The sequence below is a fragment of the Solwaraspora sp. WMMA2065 genome, from assembly GCF_030345075.1.
Classification (GTDB): Bacteria; Actinomycetota; Actinomycetes; order Mycobacteriales; family Micromonosporaceae; genus Micromonospora_E.
Map to the genome: position 1 here is coordinate 1,688,644 of NZ_CP128361.1, position 23,344 is coordinate 1,711,987.

At 71.8% G+C, this 23,344-nt stretch carries 20 protein-coding genes; 12 read left to right on the forward strand and 8 right to left on the reverse strand.

Annotated elements, in window-relative coordinates; translation table 11 throughout:
- Positions 1–145 precede the first annotated feature (145 nt).
- The 5 genes from O7610_RS07875 to O7610_RS07895 all read left to right on the forward strand — a co-directional run bounded on the left by O7610_RS07875 (position 146) and on the right by O7610_RS07895 (position 6,724).
- Positions 146–982, forward strand: coding sequence for an FAD binding domain-containing protein (locus O7610_RS07875; RefSeq protein ID WP_289212927.1), 837 nt, complete (start codon positions 146–148; stop codon positions 980–982).
- A complete protein-coding gene (locus O7610_RS07880) occupies positions 979–3,726 on the forward strand; it encodes a molybdopterin-dependent oxidoreductase (protein ID WP_289212928.1) in 2,748 nt (915 codons plus the stop codon). The genes O7610_RS07875 and O7610_RS07880 overlap by 4 nt, the downstream gene beginning before the upstream one ends.
- A gap of 37 nt (positions 3,727–3,763) precedes the next feature.
- Positions 3,764–4,867: an adenosine deaminase gene (locus O7610_RS07885; protein WP_281555090.1), complete on the forward strand. Its 1,104-nt coding sequence runs from the start codon at positions 3,764–3,766 to the stop codon at positions 4,865–4,867.
- Positions 4,857–5,552 (forward strand): hypothetical protein, encoded by a 696-nt coding sequence (locus O7610_RS07890; protein ID WP_281555091.1) that lies wholly within the window; start codon positions 4,857–4,859, stop codon positions 5,550–5,552. Before O7610_RS07885 ends, O7610_RS07890 begins: the two co-directional genes overlap by 11 nt.
- A 116-nt stretch (positions 5,553–5,668) precedes the next feature.
- Positions 5,669–6,724 carry a hypothetical protein gene (locus tag O7610_RS07895; RefSeq protein ID WP_289212929.1) on the forward strand — a complete coding sequence of 352 codons (1,056 nt, stop codon included), beginning with the start codon at positions 5,669–5,671 and terminating at the stop codon, positions 6,722–6,724.
- Between the two features lie 19 nt (positions 6,725–6,743).
- On the opposite strand, the gene O7610_RS07900 is transcribed toward O7610_RS07895, so the two are convergent.
- The 3 genes from O7610_RS07900 to O7610_RS07910 form a co-directional block, all read right to left on the reverse strand.
- On the reverse strand, positions 6,744–7,835 hold the full coding sequence (locus tag O7610_RS07900) for a glycosyltransferase (RefSeq protein ID WP_281555093.1): 1,092 nt from the start codon (positions 7,833–7,835) through the stop codon (positions 6,744–6,746).
- Positions 7,836–7,880: 45 nt separating this feature from the next.
- Entirely contained in the window at positions 7,881–9,188 is a 1,308-nt protein-coding gene (locus tag O7610_RS07905; protein WP_475053382.1) for a sugar transferase, read from the reverse strand.
- Positions 9,189–9,379: 191 nt separating this feature from the next.
- The gene (locus O7610_RS07910; protein WP_281555095.1) at positions 9,380–10,486 is read right to left on the reverse strand and encodes an LCP family protein; all 1,107 of its coding nucleotides are present in this window, start codon (positions 10,484–10,486) and stop codon (positions 9,380–9,382) included.
- Between the two features lie 283 nt (positions 10,487–10,769).
- On the opposite strand from O7610_RS07910, the gene O7610_RS07915 reads away from it, so the two are divergent.
- From O7610_RS07915 to O7610_RS07940, 6 genes are all read left to right on the forward strand, one after another.
- A complete protein-coding gene (locus tag O7610_RS07915; protein ID WP_281555594.1) occupies positions 10,770–13,460 on the forward strand; it encodes a type 1 periplasmic-binding domain-containing protein in 2,691 nt (896 codons plus the stop codon).
- A gap of 55 nt (positions 13,461–13,515) precedes the next feature.
- Entirely contained in the window at positions 13,516–14,073 is a 558-nt protein-coding gene (locus O7610_RS07920; RefSeq protein ID WP_281555096.1) for an RNA polymerase sigma factor, read from the forward strand.
- A complete protein-coding gene (locus O7610_RS07925) occupies positions 14,066–15,238 on the forward strand; it encodes a WD40/YVTN/BNR-like repeat-containing protein (protein WP_281555097.1) in 1,173 nt (390 codons plus the stop codon). The genes O7610_RS07920 and O7610_RS07925 overlap by 8 nt, the downstream gene beginning before the upstream one ends.
- Positions 15,239–15,349: 111 nt before the next feature.
- Positions 15,350–15,655 (forward strand): hypothetical protein, encoded by a 306-nt coding sequence (locus O7610_RS07930; RefSeq protein ID WP_281555098.1) that lies wholly within the window; start codon positions 15,350–15,352, stop codon positions 15,653–15,655.
- Positions 15,656–15,669: 14 nt separating this feature from the next.
- On the forward strand, positions 15,670–17,358 hold the full coding sequence (locus tag O7610_RS07935; protein WP_289212930.1) for an amidase: 1,689 nt from the start codon (positions 15,670–15,672) through the stop codon (positions 17,356–17,358).
- A gap of 230 nt (positions 17,359–17,588) precedes the next feature.
- The gene (locus tag O7610_RS07940) at positions 17,589–18,383 is read left to right on the forward strand and encodes a siderophore-interacting protein (protein WP_289212931.1); all 795 of its coding nucleotides are present in this window, start codon (positions 17,589–17,591) and stop codon (positions 18,381–18,383) included.
- 66 nt (positions 18,384–18,449) lie between these two features.
- Here the strand turns inward: O7610_RS07940 and O7610_RS07945 are convergent, their stop codons facing one another.
- Positions 18,450–19,565 carry a hypothetical protein gene (locus tag O7610_RS07945; protein ID WP_289212932.1) on the reverse strand — a complete coding sequence of 372 codons (1,116 nt, stop codon included), beginning with the start codon at positions 19,563–19,565 and terminating at the stop codon, positions 18,450–18,452.
- A 300-nt stretch (positions 19,566–19,865) separates the two neighbouring features.
- Between O7610_RS07945 and O7610_RS07950 the strand changes: the two genes are divergently transcribed.
- Entirely contained in the window at positions 19,866–21,563 is a 1,698-nt protein-coding gene (locus tag O7610_RS07950) for a S8 family serine peptidase (protein ID WP_281555102.1), read from the forward strand.
- A 33-nt stretch (positions 21,564–21,596) separates the two neighbouring features.
- Here O7610_RS07950 and O7610_RS07955 read toward each other — a convergent pair whose 3' ends face one another.
- The 4 genes from O7610_RS07955 to O7610_RS07970 all read right to left on the reverse strand — a co-directional run bounded on the left by O7610_RS07955 (position 21,597) and on the right by O7610_RS07970 (position 23,342).
- Positions 21,597–21,788 carry a hypothetical protein gene (locus tag O7610_RS07955; protein WP_289212933.1) on the reverse strand — a complete coding sequence of 64 codons (192 nt, stop codon included), beginning with the start codon at positions 21,786–21,788 and terminating at the stop codon, positions 21,597–21,599.
- Between the two features lie 77 nt (positions 21,789–21,865).
- Positions 21,866–22,426: a hypothetical protein gene (locus tag O7610_RS07960; RefSeq protein ID WP_289212934.1), complete on the reverse strand. Its 561-nt coding sequence runs from the start codon at positions 22,424–22,426 to the stop codon at positions 21,866–21,868.
- Positions 22,423–23,196, reverse strand: coding sequence for a CHAT domain-containing protein (locus tag O7610_RS07965; protein ID WP_289212935.1), 774 nt, complete (start codon positions 23,194–23,196; stop codon positions 22,423–22,425). The genes O7610_RS07960 and O7610_RS07965 overlap by 4 nt, the downstream gene beginning before the upstream one ends.
- On the reverse strand, positions 23,193–23,342 hold the full coding sequence (locus tag O7610_RS07970; protein WP_281555106.1) for a hypothetical protein: 150 nt from the start codon (positions 23,340–23,342) through the stop codon (positions 23,193–23,195). The genes O7610_RS07965 and O7610_RS07970 overlap by 4 nt, the downstream gene beginning before the upstream one ends.
- Positions 23,343–23,344 lie beyond the last annotated feature (2 nt).

Genomic DNA, 23,344 nt, shown 5'->3' on the forward strand with positions numbered 1-23,344 from the left:
GTCAACGATGGGCAGCGGCTGATCACCCGGTCAAGGCGCCCCGGTACGCCTTGTAGCTTCGTCCAACCACCTGCCTGATTGGCGGGTCGGGATTGTGTTCCGCCGTCATTGTCCGGGCCGGCGGCGGCATCGGACGATGCGGACTGTGGATCTGCATACCGTCTCCGACGTGATCGCCGCCGACGGCGACGCCTGGCGCCCCGGCGACCGCTGGCTCGCCGGCGGCAGCTACCTGTTCTCGCAACCTCAGCCCGGGGTGCACCGGCTGCGTGACCTGACCCGGCTGCGCTGGCCGTCGATCCGGGTCGACGACGACGGGCTGGAGATCGCCGCCACGTGCACCGTCGCCGAACTCGCCCGGTTCGCCCCGCCGCCCGGTTGGAATCGGGTGACGGAGCTGGCCGCAGGCTGCTGCGACGCGTTCCTCGCCTCCCGCAAGATCTGGAACGTGGCGACCGTCGGCGGCAACATCTGCGCGGCGCTGCCGGCCGGTCCGATGACATCACTTGCGGTGGCGACCCGGGTCGAGTACCTGCTCACCGATCTGGCCGGCGGGCAGCGCCGGGTGCCCGCCGACGGGTTCATCCGCGACGTCGGTACGACGGTGCTGGACACCGGCGAGTTCCTGCGCGGCATCCGGCTACCGGCAGCGGCCGCCCGGGCCCGGTACGCGATGCGCCGGGCGTCGCTGTTCCGGCACGGCCGGTCGGCGGCGCTGGTCATCGGCTCGGTCGACCAGGACACCGGCGGGTGGACGATGTCGGTGACCGCGGCCACCCGCCGCCCGGTGGTGCTGTCGCTGCCGGCGGCGCCGACCGGGTCCGAGTTGCTGGACCGGGTGGACGCCGGATGCGCGGCGGCCGGCTGGGTCGACGACGTGCACGGCCTGCCGCACTGGCGGCGGCACCGCACGCTGCGGATGGCCGACCAGGTCCGGGTCGAACTGGCCGCGGCCGGCACCGACGGAGAGTGCAGCCGGTGAGCGTCGTGGTGAACGGCACCGCCGCCGCCGGGGAGCCGGCCGCCGGCCAGTGCCTGCGCACGTTCCTACGCGAGCAGGGCTGGTACGGCGTGAAGAAGGGCTGCGACGCCGGGGACTGCGGAGCGTGCACCGTGCACGTCGACGGAGTCCCCGTACACAGCTGTGTCTACCCTGCGGTACGGGCCGAGGGCCGGTCGGTGACCACGGTCGAAGGACTGGCCGACGGCGACACGCTGCACCCGGTGCAGCAGCGGTTCCTCGACGCGCAGGGATTCCAGTGCGGGTTCTGCACCGCCGGGCTGGTGATGACGGTCGCCGCGCTCGACGAGACCCAGCGCGCCGACCTGCCGCGCGCGCTGAAGGGCAACCTGTGCCGGTGCACCGGCTACCGGGCGATCCGCGACGCGCTCGACGGGGTACGGCACGTGAGCGGCACCGCCGACGGCACCCCCGGCGGTGGCCCTGGCTGCCCGGCGGTCGGCGGCAACGTGGCCGCCCCGGCCGCCCGGCAGATCGTCACCGGCACCGCCCGGTTCACCTTCGACGTCGACGTTCCCGGGCTGACCCATCTGAAGCTGGTCCGCTCGACGGTGCCGCATGCACGGATCGTCGACATCGACACCGACGACGCGATGCGGGTCCCCGGGGTCCTGGCGGTACTCACCCACCACGACTGCCCCGACCTGCGGTACTCCACCGCCCAGCACGAGAACCCGCGCGAGGACCCGGCTGACACCCGGCTCCTTGATGACGTGGTCCGCTTCGTCGGGCAGCGGGTGGCGGCGGTGGTCGCCGAGACCGAGGCGGCCGCCGAGACGGCCGCCGACCTGGTTCGGGTCAGCTACCAGCCGCTGCCGGCAGTGTTCGACCCAGCGGCGGCGATGCTCCCGGGCGCGCCTGTCCTGCACGACGTGGATCCGGCGGTCAGCGGCATCGCCCGGCCGGCGGACAACGTGGCCGGTGAGGTGCACGGTGAGATCGGCGACGTCGACCGGGCGCTGGCCGACGCCGACGAGGTCTACACAGCGACGTTTCGCACCCAGCGGGTGCAGCACGCTCACCTGGAGACGCACGGGGCGATCGCCTGGCCGGAGCTGGACGGCGGGCTGACCGTGCGGTCCAGCACCCAGACGCCGTACCTGACCCGACGGGCGCTGGCCCGGCTGTTCGGCCTGCCGGCCGAGAAGGTCCGGGTGGTCGCCGGCCGGGTCGGCGGCGGGTTCGGCGGCAAGCAGGAGATGCTCGTCGAGGACGTGGCGGCGCTGGCCGCGCTGCGCACCGGACGACCGGTGAAACTGGAGTTCACCAGGGCCGAACAGTTCACTGCGGCGACCACTCGGCATCCGTTCGACACCCGGGTGACGGTGGCGGGGCGCCGCGACGGTACGCTGACCGCGATCCGGCTGCACGTGGTCGCGGACACCGGCGCGTACGGCAACCACGGCCCGGCGGTGCTGGCGCACGGCTGCAGCGAGTCGGTGGCCCTCTACCGGTGCCCGAACAAGCAGGTCGACGGTTGGTCGGTCTACACCAACACGGTTCCGGCCGGCGCGTTCCGCGGCTACGGACTGGGTCAGGTGTCGTTCGCGGTGGAGTCCGCCGTGGACGAGCTGGCCCGCCGGCTCGGGTTCGATCCGGTCGCGTTCCGGGCCCGCAACGTGATCGGCCCGCAGGATCCGCTGGTCACCCCGGTCGGGCACGACGACACCGTACGGGTGCACAGCTACGGCCTGGACCAGTGCCTGGAGCTGATCCAGCGGGCCCGGACCGAGACCTGGCAGGAGGACGTTGCAGCCGGCTGGCTGGTCGGCGACGGCATGGCGGTGGCGATGATCGCCACCGGACCACCGGGCGGTCACCACGGCCGGGCCCGGGTCACCCTCGACGCCGACGGCGGCTACCAGCTGGATATCGGGATGGCCGAGTTCGGCAACGGGTCGACCACCGTGCACCGGCAGTTGGTCGCCGACGCGCTGACCAGCACCGTGGATCGGGTACGGATCCGGCAGTCGGACACCGCACTGGTCGGTCACGACACGGGCGCGTTCGCCTCGACCGGCACCGTGGTGGCTGGCACCGCCGCGCACCGCGCCGCGGTCGCACTGCGGGAGGTGCTGGTCGACGCCGCCGCACGGGCGACCGGCGTCGACCGGCGGGACTGCCGGGTGGACGGGACGACGGTGCGGTGCGCCGGCCGGCTGGTCGATCTGGTCGACCTGGCCCGGGTCGCGTCGGCGGCGGGCCGGCCGCTCACCGCCGACGGACACGCCGACGGGGCGCACCGCTCGGTGGCCTTCGACGCGCACTGGTTCCGGGTGGCGGTCGACCCGGACACCGGGGAGATCCAGATTCTGCGCAGCGTGCACAGCGCGGACGCCGGGACCGTCCTCAACCCGATGCAGTGCCGGGGGCAGGTCGAGGGCGGGGTGGCTCAGGCGCTCGGTGCCGCCCTCACCGAACATGTTGACATCGACGACCAGGGTCGGGTGGTCACCGACGACTTCCGCAGCTACCACCTGCCGACCTACGCCGACGTGCCGCTGACCGAGGTGCTGTTCGCCCGCACCAGCGACCCGCTCGGGCCGGCGGGCGCGAAGTCGATGAGTGAGAGCCCGTTCAACCCGGTGGCCGCCGCACTGGCGAACGCGCTGCGGGACGCGACCGGAGTCCGCTTCACCGACCTGCCGTTCACCTCCGACCGGGTGTGGAACCGGCTGCAGCACGACCGGGCCGACGGCGAGTAACGACATCGGCGAGTAACGACTGAAGGAAGAATAGATCATGGTGGCTGTTTCGTTGGCGGAGATTGTTCGGGCGCCGAAGGTGTTGCTGCATGACCATCTGGATGGTGGGTTGCGGCCGGCGACGGTGGTGGAGTTGGCGGACGAGGTGGGTCATGTGCTGCCGGTGACGGATCCGTCGGAGTTGGGTCGGTGGTTCGTGTCGGCGGCTGATTCGGGGTCGTTGGAGCGGTATCTGGAGACGTTCGCGCACACGGTGGCGGTGATGCAGACGGAGGCGGGGTTGTTCCGGGTGGCGGCGGAGTGTGCGGTGGATCTGGCGGCGGACGGGGTGGTGTACGCGGAGGTGCGGTTCGCGCCGGAGCAGCATCTGTCGCGGGGGTTGGGGTTGGGTCAGGTGGTGGAGGCGGTGTTGGCGGGGTTCGCGGCGGGGTGTGCGGAGGCGGCGGAGGCGGGTCGGGTGATCCGGGTGGGGACGTTGTTGACGGCGATGCGGCATGCGGCGCGGTCGCAGGAGATCGCGGAGTTGGCGGTGCGGTACCGGGATGTGGGGGTGGTGGGGTTCGACATCGCGGGTGCGGAGGCGGGTTTTCCGCCGACGCGGCATTTGGACGCGTTCGAGTTTTTGCAGCGGGAAAATTTTCATTTCACGATTCATGCGGGTGAGGCGTTCGGGTTGCCGTCGATCTGGCAGGCGATTCAGTGGTGTGGTGCGGATCGGTTGGGGCATGGGGTGCGGATCGTGGATGACATCGAGGTGGGTGGGGGTGGGGTGCGGTTGGGGCGGTTGGCGTCGTATGTGCGGGACAAGCGGATTCCGTTGGAGTTGTGTCCGTCGTCGAATGTGCAGACGGGTGCGGTGGGTTCGATTGGTGAGCATCCGGTGGGGTTGTTGCGTGATCTGCGGTTCCGGGTGACGGTGAACACGGACAACCGGTTGATGAGTGGGACGTCGATGTCGCGGGAGATGTGGTTGTTGGTGGAGGCGTTCGGGTGGGGGTGGTCGGAGTTGCGGTGGTTGACGGTGAACGCGATGAAGAGTGCGTTCATCCCGTTCGACGAGCGGCTGGCGGTCATCGACGACGTCATCAAGCCCGCGTACCGGTCCCTCGTCGAGGTCGAGGTGGCCGACCGTGTCGGTTGACGCCCAACCCCGCAGATGCGGCGGTGCGACCGCCGGCCGGTGGGGTGCCATCCCGCACCGCAGGCTGCTCGACGCGGTCGCCGCAGCGGTCCCGGCCGACCGGCTGCCCAGAGTGGAGACCGCCACCGTGACCCATCTGCTGCGGCCGGTGCCCTGGCAGCGGCGCTCCGGCCTGGTCAGTCTGGTCAGCACCGCCTACCCGGCGCTCGCCCACCGGATCGCCACCGTGGTCGACGGCGAGTTCCCCTGGGTGCGGATCGCCACCACCGCCCGGATGAGCGGACGCGACGACCGGGACCGGTTCGACGTACTCGTCCCCAGCGGCCGGGCCGACGAGGTGCTCAGCTGGCTCGCGCGGCTGTGGCAGACGGCGGCTGAGCAGGTCGGCCCGCACGCCCGGCCGGATCTGCGTACGCCGGCCGCCCGGACGATGTGGCGGGCGGCGCTGCTGGTCGCCAACGGCTCCCGCCGCCGCAGCCAGGTCCGGGTGCGGGTGCCGGATCCGGCTGCGTTGACCGCGCTGGCCCAGGCGGGTGACGCGCTCGGCCTGGCCGTGCACCAGCATGTGCGGCGGGGCAACTCCTACTTCGTCACGGTGGACGATCCGGCCCAGTCGGTCCAGTTGCTCCGGATCGTCGGCGCCGGGCCGCACGCCGAGGCATGGGTACGCGACACCGCTGCCTGACCGGTTGACCACGCGGACCGGTCCGCAGAGCCTCCGGACCGCGTTGCTCACTCATAGCAGTCATGTAGTCACCCCGAGTCGCTATGATCCCGGCAAAGCGCAGGGCGGGAGGCCGAATGCAACCGGTAGATCCGTACCAGCTCGTCGAGATGCTGGGATCATGTCCGGCGGGCAGCGTCTGGTCGGCTGTGGAACCCCACGGCGAGCAGATCACCGTGGCGATACTCGACGCCGACGCGGCCGCCGACGAACGGTGGCGGGAGGCCTTCTCCTCGGCCGCCGAGGCGCTGGCCGACCCGACGGCGGGAGCGCCGACCTTCCGCTACGCGAACTTCACCGCCCGGATCCCCTGGGTCACCTGCGGTGCCGGGCCCGGTGAAGGGGCAGAGCGGGTCTTCCTCACCCTCGGCCAGGACTATCGACCGGCTTACCCTCCGGTGCCCCGGTTCGCCGTGTCCGGACCACCGCGCCGACGCGTTCCGCGCCCGCTGCTGGCCGGGGCGGCGGTCGTGGCGGTCCTGCTCGCCGGCGCCGCCGCCGTCATCCGGTGGCCGGACCGTTCCGACGACTCCCCACCGGTGGCCGGGCCGAGCGCAACGCCGAGCCGGGCGGGCGCCACCCCGCCGCCGGCCACCCCGGACCAGCCCGGGCTGGAGCCACCGGCGCCGAGCTCCTGGCGGACCGACTGGCCCCGGTTCACCCCGGAGGACACGGTCCGCACCTACACCGACCTGGCCGACGTTGGTCTGGTCCTCAAGGTGCCGTGGAGCTGGGACTGCTCTCCCGTCCCGGACGACCGGGACCCACAGACCCGCCGGCTGCGGTGCGGCGGCACGTTCGGCGATCAGCAGCAGGACGAGGTCGGTGGCGAGGTCGTGGTCCGACCCTGTCCACAGCGGTGCACCCCGCATCGGCAGGCGACAATGCGTCAGGCCGAGGAGGCATGGAGTCAGCGATGGCTGCAGGCAGGCATCGCGACCGCGTACGCCGAGATCAGCACCCTGCAGATCGACGGTGAGCGGCGGCACGGGCTGGTGATGGTCGCCTACTGGCGCGGTGGGCAGGACGGGTCGATCGACCGGCAGTTGGTGCTACGGATGACCGGCCCGGCCGACGGGGCCAGCCCGCTGCGCATGATCGCGAACTATCTCCGCACTTCACTGCTGCTGTAGTCGGCTGACGGCGGTGCCGTCAACCACACTCGGCTTCGATCCAGTCGGCGAGTTTCGCGGCGAACTCAGCCGCCGCGAACGACTTGGCATGTGCCTCGATACCGGCGGTGTCGAGCTGGTCGAGCCGACGCAGCAGTGGGACGTAGTCGTCGGCCCGGGTCGAGTCGACGAGGTGTCCGGTAGCACCGTCGACGACGGTCTCCAGCAGCCCGCCACGACGCAGCCCGAGGACCGGCGTACCGCAGGCCTGGGCCTCGACCGGGATGATGCCGAAGTCCTCGTGTACCGGGAAGAGCAGCGCCCGGGCGCCCCGGTAGAGCTGCCGCAGCCGGGCCCGGTCCGGACGTACCTCGAAGGTCACTTCGGCGCCGACCAGATCGGCGTGCCGGCGCAGATAGGCCTCCTGAGGCCCGGAGCCGGCAATGACCACCGGCATCCGGGCGGCCGCGGCGATCGAGATGATCAGATCGAAGTTCTTGTACGGGATCCAGCGCCCCACCCCGAGCAGGTAGTCGCGTTGCGCGACGGGGTCGTCCGGCTGTGCCGTGGCGAAGTAGTCGACGTCGACCGGCGGATGGATGACCACCGCGTCGCGGTGCCAGAACCGCCGGATCCTGTCCCGCACCTCACGGGAGTTCGCGGCGTAGCTGGCCACGTGCCGGCTCAGCCGCACGTCCACGGTCTGCAGGACGCGCCGGGGCAGGGCGAGCAACCGGCCGGAGCCGCGGCCGTCGTGGTCGGGACTCCACACGTAGCGGGCCGGCGAATGGACGTAGCTCAGATGCCGGGTCCGCCCCGGCACACCGAGCCGTACGGTGTGCGCGAAGGCGTGGCTGGACGACAGAACCACGTCGAAGTGCTCCCGGCTGAGGGTCCGCCACACCAGCGGCATCAGCGGCAGGGCGAGGGTCTTGCTGCGGCGCAGCGGTGTCCGGGCCAGCCAGGATTCCCGCAGGCCCTGGTCGGTCACCCCGGGGTCGGACCACAACACGAACCGTTGGGCGTGCGGGACGAGGTCGGCGATCCGCCGGAACACCTGCTCCGACCCGCCAGTTTCGCCGAACCACTCATGGACGAGGGCGACCGAACGGCCGGCAAGTGGTGTCGTCAACTCGGCGAGCTCCCCTCGTGGGCGTCGGTGCGCCGGTCGGCTGGATCAGCGCCCGCGACCACGGAGCACCTCGGCGACGGTACGCAGCACCACCTTGATGTCCAGCCACAGTGACCAGTGCTCGATGTAGAAGTTGTCGAACCGGGCCCGGTCGGAGATCGGTGTGTCTCCCCGCAGGCCACTGACCTGGGCCAGCCCGGTGAGGCCCACCGGGACCCGGTGACGCATCGCGTAGCCGGGCAGCTCGGCGGAGAACTTCGCCACGAAGTACGGACGTTCCGGCCGGGGACCGACCACGGTCATGTCGCCGCGCAGAATGTTCCACAGCTGTGGCAGCTCGTCGAGCGACGTACGTCGCATGAACCGTCCGATCAGGCTGACCCGGCGGTCGTCGGCGATCGACCAGGTGGTCCGGGCCTCCTGGTCGGTTCCGGGGCGCAGCGACCGGTACTTGATCACGTTGAAGGTCCGGCCGTGCTGGCCGATGCGCTCCTGCCGGAAGAAGATCCCCCGGCCGCCGTCGATGAAGGTCGCCACTGCGCACAGGGCGAGCACCGGGCTGAGCAGGACCAGCGCCACCGAGGCGAGTGCCACGTCGGAGGCCCGTTTGACCATCCAGCGCGGACCGGACAGCGCGATGTGCCGTACGTGGACCAGCGGGATCGCGCCGATGTGGTCGGGTTGCCGACCGTACGATCCCGACCCCCACAGTCTGGCCACCGCCCAGAGGTCCTGGCTGGCGCACTCGGGTCGGCGCAGCAGATCCATCAGCCCGGCTTCGGGGCAGTCCGGATCGGCGATGATGAGCACCTCGGACTCGACCATGTCGATCAGCCGGCCGAGGTCGTCGAAGGTCCCGACCAGCGGCAACGACGCGCCGTCGGTCTGCCGGGTGACCGAGTCCACGCAGCCGGCGAACCGCAGGCCGTAGCTGGGGTAGCGGCGCATCAGCCGGGCCAGCTCGGCCGCGACCGGACCGCTGCCCAGGATCAGGGCGTTGTGTTCGACCCAGCGGCGACGGCGGGCGAACACCACCACCGCCCGGGTGACCGAGCGTCCGATGATCAGCAGCACGGCCGACACGGCGATCCCCCGCATCAGGTCGGCCACGTACTCCACCGAGTCGTGCCGCAACCCGGCGATTATCGCGACGGTGCCGGACGCGGTGAGCAGGCGTCCGCACAGTGTCGGCAGTTCGTCGAGGAAGCTGACATGGCGTCTGGCCCGGTAGAGCCCGCTGAACGCGAAGACTGCGATGGTCAACGCCGCCATGAACAGGGTGCCACGCCAGTAACGGTCGGAGATCAGCAGCGGAGCGAGCAACGCGGCGAGGTCCACCGGCGCGGCGATCATCCAGGCCCGTAGCGGCCGAGTGCGGCTCGATGCCCGCGAACCAGCGTACGGCAGGACCGCGGTGGCGCCAGCCGACGGGTCCGGCCCCTCGTCCGGCCGTGGCCGGGGCACCAGCGGCAGCAACGGGGCTTCCACGACTTGGCCATGCCTTCCCGGTTCGATGGCTCGGGGCTGGTGGTCGGTACCGGAGGTCACTGCGCCGCGGCGAGAATCTCGTCGACCGCGTCGCGACGGACCGCGTCGTAGAAGGAGTCGGCCGCCTCGGTGTCGGCGAACACCACGCTCTCGTCACCGACCCGCCCGGTGCCCTCGGTCGGGCTGGTGACAAAGGTGAGGTCGTCGCCGCGCAGGTGTCGCAGATCCATGCCGAAGTCGATCAGGGACAACGTCTCGTCGACCGCCACCGCGTCGGCGGTGGCCCGGACGAACGAGTTCAGCGTGGCCGGGCTGGACAGCACCCCACCGGATGCCGCCTTCTCCAGGATGGCCTTGATGACCTGCTGCTGGTGGCGGATCCGGGCGAAGTCACCATCGGCGAAGGCGTACCGCTCGCGGGCGTAGTCGAGGGCCGCCGCGCCGTCCATCGTCTGAGGGCCGGCGGCGAACGACCGTCGGTTGTCAGGGTTGAGGGAATGGTTGGAGGTGAACGCCTCCTCGACGTCGATCTCGACCCCGCCGAGCGCGTCGACGATCTCCCGGAATCCGGCGAAGTCCACCAGGGCGACGTTGTCCACCCGCACTCCGGTGAACTCCTCGACGGTCTGCACCATCAGTGGAATACCACCCCAGGCGTACGCGGCGTTGATCTTCGCTTCCCGTCCACCGCGTGTTCCTTCCTGGTTTTCCGGCACGAAGACCCAGGTGTCCCGGGGAATGGAGATCAACTGGGCACTCTGCCGGTCCGCCGCGATGTGCGCCAGGATGATCGTGTCGCTGCGGGAGCCCGACGTGCTCTGCGGGTCCCGGGTATCGCTGCCGAGGATGAGAATGTTCGTGGCGGTGGTCACCTTTTCCGGCCGGAACTCCTCCGGCACGTCCACGAACGCCTCCACCCGCTCGATCCCGGACTCGATCGACCGCAGGTAGAGCCCACCGGCGAGCAGCCCACCGCCACCGAGTAGCGCCAGGACCACGAGCACCGTCAGAACGACCCGCAACCCGCGGCGACGGCGACGCGGTGGCGCGGCGGCGGAGTCCACTACCGATCCGGGATCCTGCGTCCCCGGCCGCACCCCGTCGGCCACCCCGCCCAGTTCCTGGGCGGCCGTCGGGTCCGCGAGCTGTTCTCGACGTGACATGTCAGTGATAGTACTGGCGGAGATTTCCGGATGATGTCCGCCCGGGACAGTCGAAGATCCACCTTAATCATCCACGCCGGTCTTATCCGCATTCACCTTCCTACCGGGCGCGGCCCGGGACAGCGGATCATCGTTCCTAACTGGCCGGCGGACCTGACAGATTCCCGTCAGACCGCCGGGCATTCTGCCCTAATCGTCCGGTCCGCAGAATCGGCGGGTGGCAGCCTGACCGACACTGGATGGACCGTCCGCTCAACTGCAGGATCGGAGTGCCGAGGTGACCATGGAGGCCGGTGCTGACCGGGCACGTGACCGGCTCGTCTCCCGGGGCGTGGCCGAGTTGCTGACCCTCGTCGGCCGGCTGCTGCGCCGGCCCCGGCGCGGCGAGCACGACCTGCCGGTCGTCGTGGCCGTTGGCGCCGCCGGGTCCGAGGTGCACGCCGGGGTGCTGCGCCGGCTGCGCCGGCCGGCCCGCCGTCGAGTGCCGCACGTCGACGTCGACGCCGCCGAATTCCCCGACGCAGCCGGGATCCGCCCGATACTCGACGCGATGCACCACCAGCTCGCTCTCGACGCGTTCGGCGGTGAGCCGTTCACCTTCCGCCACTATCCGCTGGCCCGTTGGCTGATGGACCAGCGGCTGGCCGACGTCGAGGTCTCCGAACGCCGGGCCCGGCTCACCCAGATGCTGCGCGACTGGCGCCGCCGGCCCGCCACCGAGAACCTGAGCGGCGCCTCGGACGCCGAGACCATGTTCGCCACCGCGTACCGGCTGCTGCTCTGGCTGGTCCTGCGGGCGGTCCCGGACGTGGTCTTCCGGGCCGCGTTGTCCGGGCGGCTACCGGTGATCGGCGGCCGGTACCGCTGGTTCATGCGCCAGCAGTACCTCGCGCCACGACAGAGCGGCACCTTCGTCGGCTTCGCCGAACGACTCACCACCGACCTGCGTACCGGGGAACAGCCCGGGCAGGTGCGCAAGCTGCTGGTGCACGCCTTCCTGGAGGACCTGCGCGCCGGACACCTGCGCCGCGTCTGGTCACCGAACGGCTGGCAGCGCACCGCCTACCCGGTGCTGCTGCTGCGCGACGTCGCCCCGGACAACGCCGGGCACGCCCTGCTGCGGCTGGTCAACGATGTCCGCAACGAGACCGGCCGGTGGGACCCCCTGCTGATCCTGGCCACCGCGGCCGAAGGCTACACACCGGTACCCGGTGCCGCGACCCCGATCCGGCTGACCGAGGTGGACATCGGACTCGACGAGTGGCGCGAGGCCCTGCCGGAGCAGCGGCGGCTGCGCCGCGCCGACGCGTGGATGCTGCCGCTGGCGGCGACCGCCGACCCCGACGACCGGTACGGACACCCGACCGCCACCGATCTGGCACCGCCCGCGCCACCGTGGTGGGCCCGGCGTACCGTCGCCGCCGCCGTGGTCCTGGCCCTGCTCGCCGGTGGGCTGTTCTGGGCCGGCGGGCGGTGGGGTCCCGGTTGTCTGCCGCACCCGGGGCAGGGCGAGATCTCGCTGCGACTGATCGACGGGGAGTGCATCGGCTACAGCGACAATCCGGCGTACGTGTTCAACCACGACCCGGGCCAGGAGGCGCTGCGCGGGGTACAGGAACGCATTTTCCGGCAGAACGAGGAGGTCATGCAGGTCTGGCGGAGCAGCCAGCGCCGACGCCCGCTGATGACGCTGGTCTATCTGGGCATCATGACCGGCCAGCGGACCGGTCCCCGGGAGGTTTCCTACGTCTCCGAACGCGAAGAGCTGGAAGGGATGGCGGTCGCCCAGTATGCCCGGATGAAGGCGTCGGCGAGCACCGACGGCCAAGCGCTGCTGCGCATCGTGGTGGCCAACGGTGGCAAGCAGATGCGACACGCGGAGCGGACGGTGGAGCTGCTGGCCGGGCTGGCCCGCCGGGATCCGACGGTGGTCGGCGTGGTCGGCCTGGTGGAGAGCCGCACCACCACGGCACGGGCGCTGCGGCGACTCAACGAGGTGGGGCTGCCGGCGGTCGCTCCGACGCTGTCCGCCGACGGGCTGCACCGCAACTCGCGGCTGTACCTGCAGATGGTCCCGCCCAACGCCGACCAGGCCGAGCTGGTGTCGGCGTACGCCACCCGGGTGCTCGACCTGTCCGAGGCGCACATCTACTACACCACCGGCGACAACAGCCCACTCGCCGACGACCTGTACGTCAACACGCTGGTCACCGGCCTGACCGACCGGCTCGGCGAGCAGGCCACCGCGCGGCCGTTCCGGGTCGGCGACTCGCTCGGTCACGAATGCGGCTACCCCGGTTTGCTCTTCTTCGCCGGCCGGTACTCGGAGTTCGACGAGTTCCTGGAGGCGCTACGGGGCTGCCGGAACAATCCCCCGCTGCACCTGGTGGCCGACGACTCGGTCAACCGGTACCTGGCCAATCACCAGCTGCGGGCGAACGCGCCGGGCAACCTGCCGGTGACGTACGTGTCGAAGGCCGCGTTGGCGATGTGCACCAGGCTGGTGGCCGACGCGGTCGCCGACGAGTCACGCCGCCGGTTCCTCGACCTGATCCGCCGCGACGACCTGCTCGGCGAGCGGCGGTGCGTGGACGGCTCCGGTCCGCCGGTCGGCGAACGGGTGGCGCTGGCCTACGACGCGACGATGATGCTGATCGCGGCGGTGGAGCAGCTCGCGGCCCGGCTGAACGTCGGCTCCCGGCCGTGGGACGCGCGGGCGGTCAGCCCGGTCGCGGTCTTCACCGAGGTACTGCGGCAGAATGCCGCGGCGGCGTACCCGGGGGTGACCGGGCCGACCCGGTTCTCGGCCGACACCGGCGAGCCGGTGGAGAAGCGACTGTCGCTGATGTACGTGGCCAGCGTGCCGCAGGTCGACCGGGAACCGCATGAGGTCTTCTACTGCGGCCGGGCGCAGCCGGAGGACCCGCCCGGCTGCCATCCGGCACCGGCGGCCCCGAGCGGTGACACCGGCTGACCGCCCACCGGGCGACCAATGGAACCTTCCGGACCGCCGGGGAGTCGGGCACTGCATGGGAGAATCCCCGCCGGACGCCGACGGCGGCGGCCCGGCGCGCCCTGACGACGTCATCGGCCAGGTGTACGCCGGCAGCTACCGGCGGCTCGTCGTGCAGCTGTACGCCGTCACCGGCGACCTGGGCGAGGCACAGGAGACAGTGCAGGAGGCGTTCGTCCGCGCCCTGCTCGCTCCGCACCGCTTCGCGGAGCTGGACAACCCGGAGGCGTGGCTACGCCGGGTGGCGGTCAACGTCGCCCGCAGCCGGCACCGCCGCCGGGCCGTTCTCGCCCGGCTGCTGCCCCGGCTGGCCGCCCCGGTCGACACTGAACGGTTGATCGCCGACAGCTCGGCCGAGCACGTCGCGCTGATGCGGGCGCTACGCCAACTGCCGGCTGGTCAACGACACGCGATCGCCCTGCACTACCTGGCCGACCTGCCGGTCGCCGAGGTCGCCGACGCGCTCGGCGTGACTGAAGGCACCGTCAAGTCCCGACTATCCCGGGGCCGGACGGCCCTCGCCGGCCTGCTCGTCGACACGTCGACCAGTCACACCCGGAGCAGCCATGCCTGACCTGCGGCTGACCATTTTCGACCGGGAGCGAATCAGCGAAGCGGTGATCCAGCCGGCGCTGGACCGGCTCCGGGCGCGGGCCCGACGCCGGCGGCGGACCATGATCGTCGCCGCCGCGCTCGGCCTGCTGCTGGTGGCGCTGGTCGCGCCGGGCCTGGCCGCGACGGTGGGCCGCCACCGGTCCGACAGCCCTGTGCCGTCCGGCCCGCTGCGGATCACCGTGTGGGACGACCGGACCGTGGTGGGTGTCGACGGCCCCGGCGACGACTGCCGGTTCCGGTTCACTCGCAGTGACGACGCCGGATCGACGTGGCTGCCGCTGAACGGACCGGACACCACGGCGGACTGCCTGCACGACGCGGCCAGCCACCCGGTGTCCCGGGCGGTGGCGTTCAGCCTCACCCCGGACGTCTTCCTGGTCGGCGTCGGCGTCACCGATCACGTGTCCATCGACGCCGGCCGGACCTGGCGGGACGCCACCGCGACGACCCGCACCGTCACCGCGTTCCCACCCGGAGCGCAGCCGGTCGACTGTCTGACCCCCTGCGCCGACCTGCGCCCGCCGGTCGCGGTCGACCCGGTCGACGGCACGGTGTACCGGCTGGCCGACCCGCCCACGGTCGGCGGGCGGGTGTACGTGGCCCCAGACGGGGCGATCTGGACCGCCGGGCAGGCCGGAACCGGGCCGGGCACCGTGACCGCGGTCAGCACCGACCGAGGCGCCAGCTGGCGGACCACCGCCGGACCGGCCGGCGCCCTGGTCGCCGGCCTCGCGGCCCGCGACGCCCGGCAGGCGTTCGTCCTGTTCGACCCGATCGACGCGGGCGGGACCGGCTCGTCGGCCGCCCGGCCGGTGCTGTGGCGTACCACCGACGGTGCACGCAGCTGGCAGGACCTGGCCGCCCCGCTGCCCCGGCTGGGCCAGAGCGCGCTCACCGTCGGCGACGACGGCCGGCTGCTGGTGGGCGGCATCGGCCGGCACACGGCGCCGACGTGGACCAGCGACGACGACGGCACGACCTTCACGGCCGGCACCGCCGGCCCGTACGGCGAGCTCGGTGCCCTGCCGGGGCTGCTGTGGGTCTCCGCCGGGCAGCCCGGCGCGCCCGGCTCGGTCACCGTCGACGGAATCAGCTGGCGATCCGTACCACGGCCGACCCAATGACCTGCCACCTGGCCTGAGCTGCACGGATTCATGATCACGTGACAGCTGCGTCACGGTGCCGACATCAACCGGCCGGAGATTGTGGCCACCGCTTCACCGCCAGGAGGTTCCATGGCCCCCACCCCTCCGACCGACGACGAGTTGAACACGTTCATCGTCGCCCAACTCGCCTCGCTCGGCATCGACCTCGACCAGCTGCCGGCCGGCACCACCGCCGACCCGGTCACCGGCTCTCCCGGCCGCGACTCGGTCCTCGCCTCGCTGCGGTCCTTCATGCGCAGTACGGTGCCGACCCTCGCCGCGTACCAGATGCCGACCCCGGACGCCGACGACCCGGCGACCGCCATGGCGCTGTCCCAGCAGCCCGCACCGGTCCTCTACCCGTCGATCAGCACCGAATGGCGCAAGCCCCGATGACAACAGAGGACGCCATGACAGACTCATCCACAGACGTACAACTGCCGCTCGACCGGCTCCTCGACCGCCGCGCGTTCCTGGCCCGCACCGCCGCGCTTGCCGCCACCGCCACCGTCGGCACCGTGGCGCTGCCCGGCCTGGCCGGGCTCGCCTCGGCCGCGCCGAGCGGCACCAGCGCCCCGGCCGTGAAATTCAACCCGGAGCTGGACCGGGGGGCCGCGTACAACAAACCACGCGAGTCGGCCATGTCCGACCCGACCGAATGGACCATCTCGGAAGCCGCCTGGATGATCCGGCACAACAAGATCGTGCCGGTCGAGCTGGTGCAGGCCTATCTGGACCGGATCACCGCGTACGACTCGACGTACCAGGCGTTCAACGTGGTGCTCGCGGAGGCGGCGGTCAAGGCCGCCCGGCAGTGGGCCAACCGACCGCACCGGGGGCCGTTGCACGGCATCCCGCTGGCCATCAAGGACAACTACTTCACCGAGGGCGTGCCCACCACCGCGAACTCGTACCTGTTCCAGGACTTCGTCCCACCGTACGACGCCACCTCGGTCGCCAAGCTGGTCGTGCAGGGCGGCATCGTGCTCGGCAAGACCCAGATGGGTCCGCTGGCCACCACCCGGGCGACCCTGCCCAATGGTCAGGTCACCACCGTCAACGCCTGGACGCCGACGAACCCGTCGACCAACCCGGGCGGATCGTCGACCGGCACCGCGACCGCCGTCGCCGGCCGGCTGGCGAGCTCGGGGATCGGCACCCAGACCGGTGGCTCGATCACCTCGCCGTCCAACGCCCAGAACCTCACCGGCATCAAACCGACGATGGGCCGGGTGTCGCTGGCCGGGATCGTCCCGCTCACCTACACCCGTGACCACCCCGGCCCGCTCGCCCGGGATGCCAAGGACGCGGCGATCATGCTGATGGCGATGGCCGGGCCGGACCCGGCCGACCCGCGCAGCCAGGGCCTGCCGCCGGTGCCGAACCTGATCAACGCGGCGACGCCCCGCTACGACGGCGACAACCTTCGGATGCGGTGGAAGACCCGGATCGGGGTGCTGCCTGGCTACGCCGACGGCAGCTCGGAGACGGCGGCCGCCCGCCGCGCGTTCCTCGCCGAGATGGCCGCCATCCCGGAGTGCGAGCTGGTTGAGGTGCCGTTGCCGGACGAGTGGAGCCTGCTCACCGGAGGCGCGTTCAACAACGTACGGCTGCCGGAGCGCAGCGAGCCGTTCATGCCGTACCTGCGCACCGACCTGCGTGGCTTCGGGGTGTCGGTGACCAGTTGGCTGCAGGGTGCGCTGCTGGGCGCCAACGGCTGGGTCACCGGCCAGCGCGCCAAGCTGCTGCTGCTGGACCGAATCCTGGACCAGATCTTCAGCAGCTGCGACGTGGTGGTGCAGACCAGCCCGGTGCCGTTCGACATCGTCGGGCTGCCGGAGATCGCGTTCCCGATCGGCTTCTCCGGTGGCGGGGTGCCGATCGGCACCATCCTCGGCGGGCAGCCGTACGCCGAGGACCGTCTGCTGTCGGTGGCCGCCGCGTACCAGGCGGTCACCGACTGGCACTGGCGGCGACCGGCCGACCCACCGGCGGTCGCCCCGGCACCGGCCGGGGCGGCCAGCGCCGCCCGGTCCACGGCGGCGACGCCGTCGCGGGGTCGGCTGACCGCCGAGGAGGTCGCCGAGCTCACCCAGTGACCGACGCGCTTCGGCGTGGTGCGGGCCGTTCACCCGGTGGGTGGGCGGCCCGCAGTTCGCCACCCGGCGGAACACGGTGCCCCGACGCTCGCTGCGGGTCGGCCTTCCGGACACCAGCACCACCAACTAAGGTTAGCCAAACCTGACCACTCCGGGAGTCCGTGGCCACGCCAGCTGCACCGGCCGCTGCCGCTCGGCCGGGCGCGCTCCCGCGCGACTTATGGAGAGCGATGAGCTTCAAGGACGCCAAGAAGCACACCACGCTGTGTGTGGTGAACGTCGTCGGCACCGAACGGATCAGCCCGAACTTCATCCGGGTCACCCTCGGCGGCGACCAGTTGCAGCGCCTGCCCGACCACGGCTTCGACCACTGGTTCCGGCTTTTCCTGCCGCAGGAACACGGTGAGACCACCTTCGACCTGCCCAACCGGGCCGACACCATCGGCTACCTGAAGTACCTGCGGATCCCGTCGGCGACCCGCCCACACCTGCGCAACTACACGGTCCGCGCGTTCCGGCCGCAGGCCCGCGAACTCGACATCGACTTCGTCGTACACGGCGACGAAGGGGTCGCCAGCCGGTGGGTGCAACGCACCAGGGCCGGTGACACGGTCGCTCTGCTCGACCAGGGCCGCGGCTACGAATTCGCCCCCGACACCACGTTCCACCTGCTGGCCGGCGACGAGACCGCGCTGCCGGCGATCGTCGGCATCCTGCGGGATCTACCACGCGACGCCACCGGTCTGGCCGTGGTCGAGATCCCCGACCCCGCTGACACCCAGCCGGTCGACGCGCCCGCCGGGTTCGAGGTCCGTTGGTTGCCCCGCCCGACCGAGGCCCGGCCGGGCAGCCTCGCGCTCGCCGCGGTGCAGGCCTGGACGACCGACAGTCCGACCACCGTGTCCGCCTACTTCGCCGGCGAACAGGCCCTGCCCGCCGGGGCCCGCCGTCATCTGGTGGAAATCGGTGTCCCGAAGCGCCGGATCAGCTTCACCGGCTACTGGCGACTCGGCAAGACGCACTGAACCGGCGCTGCTCCGGCGCGACGACGAGGCCACCCGCGGTGCCCGCAGAGGTAGGTCGCCCGGGCCTCACCGGTCCGCCCAGACCGTGACGTCGACCACCATCCGGGGTCGGGGCGGAGTCGGCGGTTCGACGACCTGGATCAGCGCGGTACGCCGCTCGTCGGTCAGCACGCACAGCTGGTCGCCGCGGCGGATCTCGCTGTGCCAGATCGTGGCCACCAACCGGCCCGGTCGCTGCTGAAACGTCCGGCACGCCTGGTAGCCGCCCGGCCGGCCAGCCCGCACGAGCGCGAACGAGGGCGTGTCCGACGCGCTGCGGATCCGGTGGCACTCGACGATGAGGTCGGCCAGGCCACCATCGCGGACCGGGCCGACCAGCCGCCCGGTGCTGCCATGGCCAGGCTCGCCGGTGTCGGCGTCGATCTTGTCGCGATAGTTGGTGATCACGTCCGTCGTCGCTCGCAGGACACAGCCGGTGCGGTGCAGCGCGACCGGCACGGGGGCTTCGACCGGCCGGTGGGCGGCCACCGCGTCACACGCGACGGTGGGCGTGGTCCGGGTCGGACCGGCGGTGGCTCCGACCGCGCCCGCGGTCACCACCAGGGCGCAGCCGGCCGTCATGGCCACCCACCATCGACGGCGCCCGTCACGGCGTACGGGCTCGGGATGCTCGTTCTCCCAGCGGTGGGCCAGACGCTCCCGCAGCAACCGGTGCCGAAACTCGTACACACCGCCCACCCGACGTAGTCCCTTGTGTCGTGACTCGTACGCCTGATCGAGGAAACGTGTCAGTTGCCACGGCAGCGGGCTGCGCGCAGCCAGCCAGATACGTGCGATCGTGAAGTGCAGCCAGGCCGCTCGGGCACCTCGCACGATCGCCGCACCGACGCCGAGCGTGAAGGCCGTGGCCATTACGGGCGGATTGTCGGCGGGTCTGACCACGAGCTTGAGCACGAGCCCGGCGAGCACGCCGGTCACGATCGCGCTGAACGCCATGCTCACCAGTGCGGCCCTGCGGTCGTTGCGCAGCACCCCGGACGGCCGGTCCCCCTGCGTCGTGTCCGTCATGACCTGGCCCTGCATCAGCAGCATGACCGCGCCGGCCGGCACCGCGATCAGGTAGCCGGCCGGTGCCATGTGCCAGGCCGGGTCGCGGCCGAACATCACCATCAGAATCGCCACGAACAGTGTGGCTCCGGCGGCCCCGAACGCCGCGCCCCTTGTCGACTCTTCGATCAGGATCCGCGGCCGCGAGCCGAGCCGCCAGGGTTAGGACAAGCAGTTTGTTCGAGCCACTGTAGACTGGAAAGGCGTGGCGGCGCACCTCCCCCCTGGTGTCCAGCGAGGATCCAGCAGAGCACTCCGGACCGAACTGGCGGTCCGCCTCGAGATCAACCGGCGGTACAGTACCTCCCAGGACCGCGAAGAGTCGCCGTCCAACTGCATTGTGAAACCGGCACACTCCAAGAAAGGGATGATGTGGTGAGCAGACGCTTCACCGCCGGCGCCGTCGCGACCGCGACCGCGCTGGCCCTGCTGGGCGCCGTACCGGCCAGACCGGCCGCCGCCGCCCCCGACGCCGCAGGTGACGTCACCGAGTACACGGTGGTCGCTGAGGCCGGCACCGGCGCCGCCGAGGCGATGGCGGCCATCGAGACTGCCGGCGGCACCGTCACCGGCAGCACCGCCGACGTGGGCATGTACCAGGTCGTCACCGACGACGCCGAGTTCGCCGCCAAGGTCGCCGCCGCTCCCGCGCTGCTCGGCGCCGCAGAGAAGCGGGCCATCGGGTACGCGCCACGCCAGCGCTTCGACGCGGTGGAGCAGGAGCACCGCATCGCCGGCGCGGCATCCGCCGGGGCGGCCGGGCGGCGCGGCACCCGGATGGACCCGCTGGACGACAAGCTGTGGGGCCTGCCGATGATGCGGGCGGACAAGTCACGCCGGGTCGAGCCGGGCGACCGGCGGGTCACCGTCGGCATCCTGGACACCGGCGTCGACGGGCAGCACCCGGACCTCAAGCCCAACTTCAGCTACTCGCTGTCGCGCAACTTCGCCCCCGACATCCCCGACATCGACGGCCCGTGTGAGGTGGAGTCCTGCCTGGACCCGGTCGATCGGGACGACAGCGGCCACGGCACCCACGTCGCCGGCACCATCGGCGCCGCCGCCAACCGCTTCGGCCTGTCCGGCGTCGCCCCCAACGTCACGCTGGTGGCACTCAAGGGCGGCCAGGACTCCGGCTACTTCTTCCTCGACTCGGTGGTCAACGCCCTGGTCTACGCCGGTGACGCCGGCATCGACGTGGTCAACATGTCGTTCTACATCGACCCGTGGCTGTACAACTGCCTGGACAACCCGGCCGACTCCGCCGAGGAGCAGGCGTCGCAGCGAGCCACCATCGAGGCGGTCAACCGGGCACTGCGGTACGCGCACAAGCGGGGCGTCACCCTGGTCGGCTCGCTCGGCAACAACCACGAGGACCTGGGCGACCCCCGCCCGGACTCGTCCAGCCCCAACTACGGCGGCACCCCCCGGCTGCGCACCATCGACAACGACACCTGCTGGGACCTGCCGGTCGAAGGCGCGCACGTGATCGGTGTGTCGGCGCTCGGCCCGTCAAAGGCCAAGGCGGACTACTCCAACTACGGCACTGAGGAGATCTCGGTCGCCGCGCCCGGTGGCTGGTTCCGCGACGGCTACGGCACGCCGACCCACCGGACCTACGACAACACCATCCTGTCGTCGTACCCGCTGCACGTGCTGCAGGAAGAGGGCGCGGTCGACGCCGACGGCAACATCGTGCCGGACGCCGAGTCGTACGTGTTCAAGGAGTGCACGTCGGCCGGGGTGTGCGGCTACTACACGTACCTGCAGGGCACCTCGATGGCGTCGCCGCACGTCTCCGGGGTGGCCGCGCTGATCGTCAGCCGGTACGGCAAGCGCGACGGCCACCGGGGCGGGCTGACCCTGGACCCGGACAAGGTGGAACGGCACCTGTACCGGACCGCGGCCGACACGGCCTGCCCCGAGCCGCGCCTGGTCTCCTACGCCAATGAGGGCCGGTCCCCCGAATGGGACGCCTACTGCGACGGCAGCACCAGCTTCAACGGCTTCTACGGCCACGGCATCGTCGACGCCTTCGCCGCGGTCACCCGGCCACTGCACCACCACCACTGAGGACACCGCCGGCCGGCGGCCGGGGTGGGCTGATCACCGCCCATCCCGGTCGCCGGCCGAAGCCAAGCCGGCGCCGGCCGCCGCCAACCGGTCGGCCAGCGCCGGATGGGCCTGCCGCAGCCGACGCGCGGCGGACCGGTCGTCGAGCAACTGCCCCCACAGCACACCTCGAGCCTGGTCGAGCAACACGACGCCGGCACCCGGATCGCCGCCGTCCACCGCCACCGCCGCCGCGTCGGCGCCGAGCAGTTGCCAACGCGCCAGCGCGTCCTCCTGGCCGCTGCGGCTGCGCCCACGCCAGCTCAGCCGGGGAGCTGGTCCAGAGCCAGCCGGTAGCCGTCGGCGGCGGCCAGCTCACCCCGCCCGGCATGCAGGCCGGCCAACTCCACGGCGGAGCTGACCAGCAGGTCGACCGGCGACGACGGGTCCTGTAGCACCTGCCGCCAGGCGGCCGATTCCGGGCCCACCCACGAGTCCGGGTCGAGGCCGCGCCGCTGCCGGTAACGGTCCCGCAGGGCCAGCGACAGGCCGTACCGCAGCCAGGCTGCCGACACGGCGGACGCGGCTTCCGACGGCATCCGCGCCAGCACCCGCGTTCCGCGCTCCCCCGCCTCGACCGCCCGGTCGAGGTCGGCGGCGTCACCGTCCTGGCGCCAGCGACGACGGTAGATGCTGACAAGGTTGTTCAACCAGATGACCAGGTCGGCAGCTGCGCCGACATCGGCGGCCCGCACGGCGGCCTCGCCGAGCCCGACCGCTTCGTCGATGCGGCCGACCGACTTCAACCGCAGCGCGTGCATGGTTAGCGCCGCCGGCCGGTCCCGGTGCCAGTGCGGCAATTCGGCCAGCAGCCGGATGCTCACCTCCAGCGCGGTGTCCCGGGCATGCTCGTCACGGAACGCATTCCACCGGTCGGCCGCGAGCGAACTCGCCCTGGTGCTGCTGCTGGCTGAGGTCGGTGACGGTGAGCGCGCCGTCGTGCAGCAGCAGATTGCCGTCGGGAGGGCCGCTGCAGGTTCTGGTCGCCGTGGCAGGCGAAGTGCGCCCAGCTGTGCCCGGGCAGCTGGTCGAGCACGACCTGTTCCCGGGCAACGTTGCGCAGCGGCGGCTGGCCGGGGGTGTGTGGCAGCCCGACGACCAGCATCCGGGGGTCGGTCGGACCGTCCCGGCGGGCCTCGACTGCTTCCCGCAGCACCCGCAGCGTCGGCGTGTAGGAGGAGACCACCCGGTCGATGACCGTACGCGGGGGCGTGCCGGTCAACGGACCACCGGCGGCGCGGTGGTGGCCGGCGGCGTGCAGCGGCAGCAGCGCCAGCGGCCCGGTCGGGCACCACCATATCCGCGGCCACGACGTGCCGGCCGGTGGCGTGTCGGCCAGGCCGAGCGCGTCGAGCACCGGCCCGGCCACGTCGTCCCAGAGCCATTCGAGCACGTCGCCGAGGGTATCGTCGTCGGCCAGCGCCGGCACGGTGTCGAACTCCCGGGCGGCGCGTTCGGCGACGCCGAGGCTGGTCAGGTAGGCGTCCGCCCGCTCGGCCACGGTCCGTGCGGTGAGCCGGGGCAGCTCGACCACCCGTACACCGGCGGGTTCGACGATCAGCGCGTCGCACCGCCACCGGCTGACGTTGATCACCGCGGTCCGCTGCCGGTTGTCGGCAGCAAGGTGGACAACCGGGGCGGCAGCAGGAAGTCCTCGAAGCCGGGCAGTCTGCGGACCTGGGCGACGGTGTCGTCCCATTCCCGGGCCGCCGCCATCCGCCGGTCGACTTCGCGTGACACCG

What these genes read in the sequence shown, in the direction of transcription:
- O7610_RS07885 (WP_281555090.1), top strand. Translation starts at nt 3,764, where the DNA reads ATGGTGGCTGTTTCGTTGGCGGAGATTGTTCGGGCGCCGAAGGTGTTG.
- O7610_RS07895 (WP_289212929.1), top strand. Translation starts at nt 5,669, where the DNA reads ATGCAACCGGTAGATCCGTACCAGCTCGTCGAGATGCTGGGATCATGT.
- O7610_RS07905 (WP_475053382.1), bottom strand. Translation starts at nt 9,188, where the DNA reads ATGATCGCCGCGCCGGTGGACCTCGCCGCGTTGCTCGCTCCGCTGCTG.
- O7610_RS07910 (WP_281555095.1), bottom strand. Translation starts at nt 10,486, where the DNA reads ATGTCACGTCGAGAACAGCTCGCGGACCCGACGGCCGCCCAGGAACTG.
- O7610_RS07915 (WP_281555594.1), top strand. Translation starts at nt 10,770, where the DNA reads ATGGAGGCCGGTGCTGACCGGGCACGTGACCGGCTCGTCTCCCGGGGC.
- O7610_RS07920 (WP_281555096.1), top strand. Translation starts at nt 13,516, where the DNA reads ATGGGAGAATCCCCGCCGGACGCCGACGGCGGCGGCCCGGCGCGCCCT.
- O7610_RS07925 (WP_281555097.1), top strand. Translation starts at nt 14,066, where the DNA reads ATGCCTGACCTGCGGCTGACCATTTTCGACCGGGAGCGAATCAGCGAA.
- O7610_RS07930 (WP_281555098.1), top strand. Translation starts at nt 15,350, where the DNA reads ATGGCCCCCACCCCTCCGACCGACGACGAGTTGAACACGTTCATCGTC.
- O7610_RS07935 (WP_289212930.1), top strand. Translation starts at nt 15,670, where the DNA reads ATGACAGACTCATCCACAGACGTACAACTGCCGCTCGACCGGCTCCTC.
- O7610_RS07940 (WP_289212931.1), top strand. Translation starts at nt 17,589, where the DNA reads ATGAGCTTCAAGGACGCCAAGAAGCACACCACGCTGTGTGTGGTGAAC.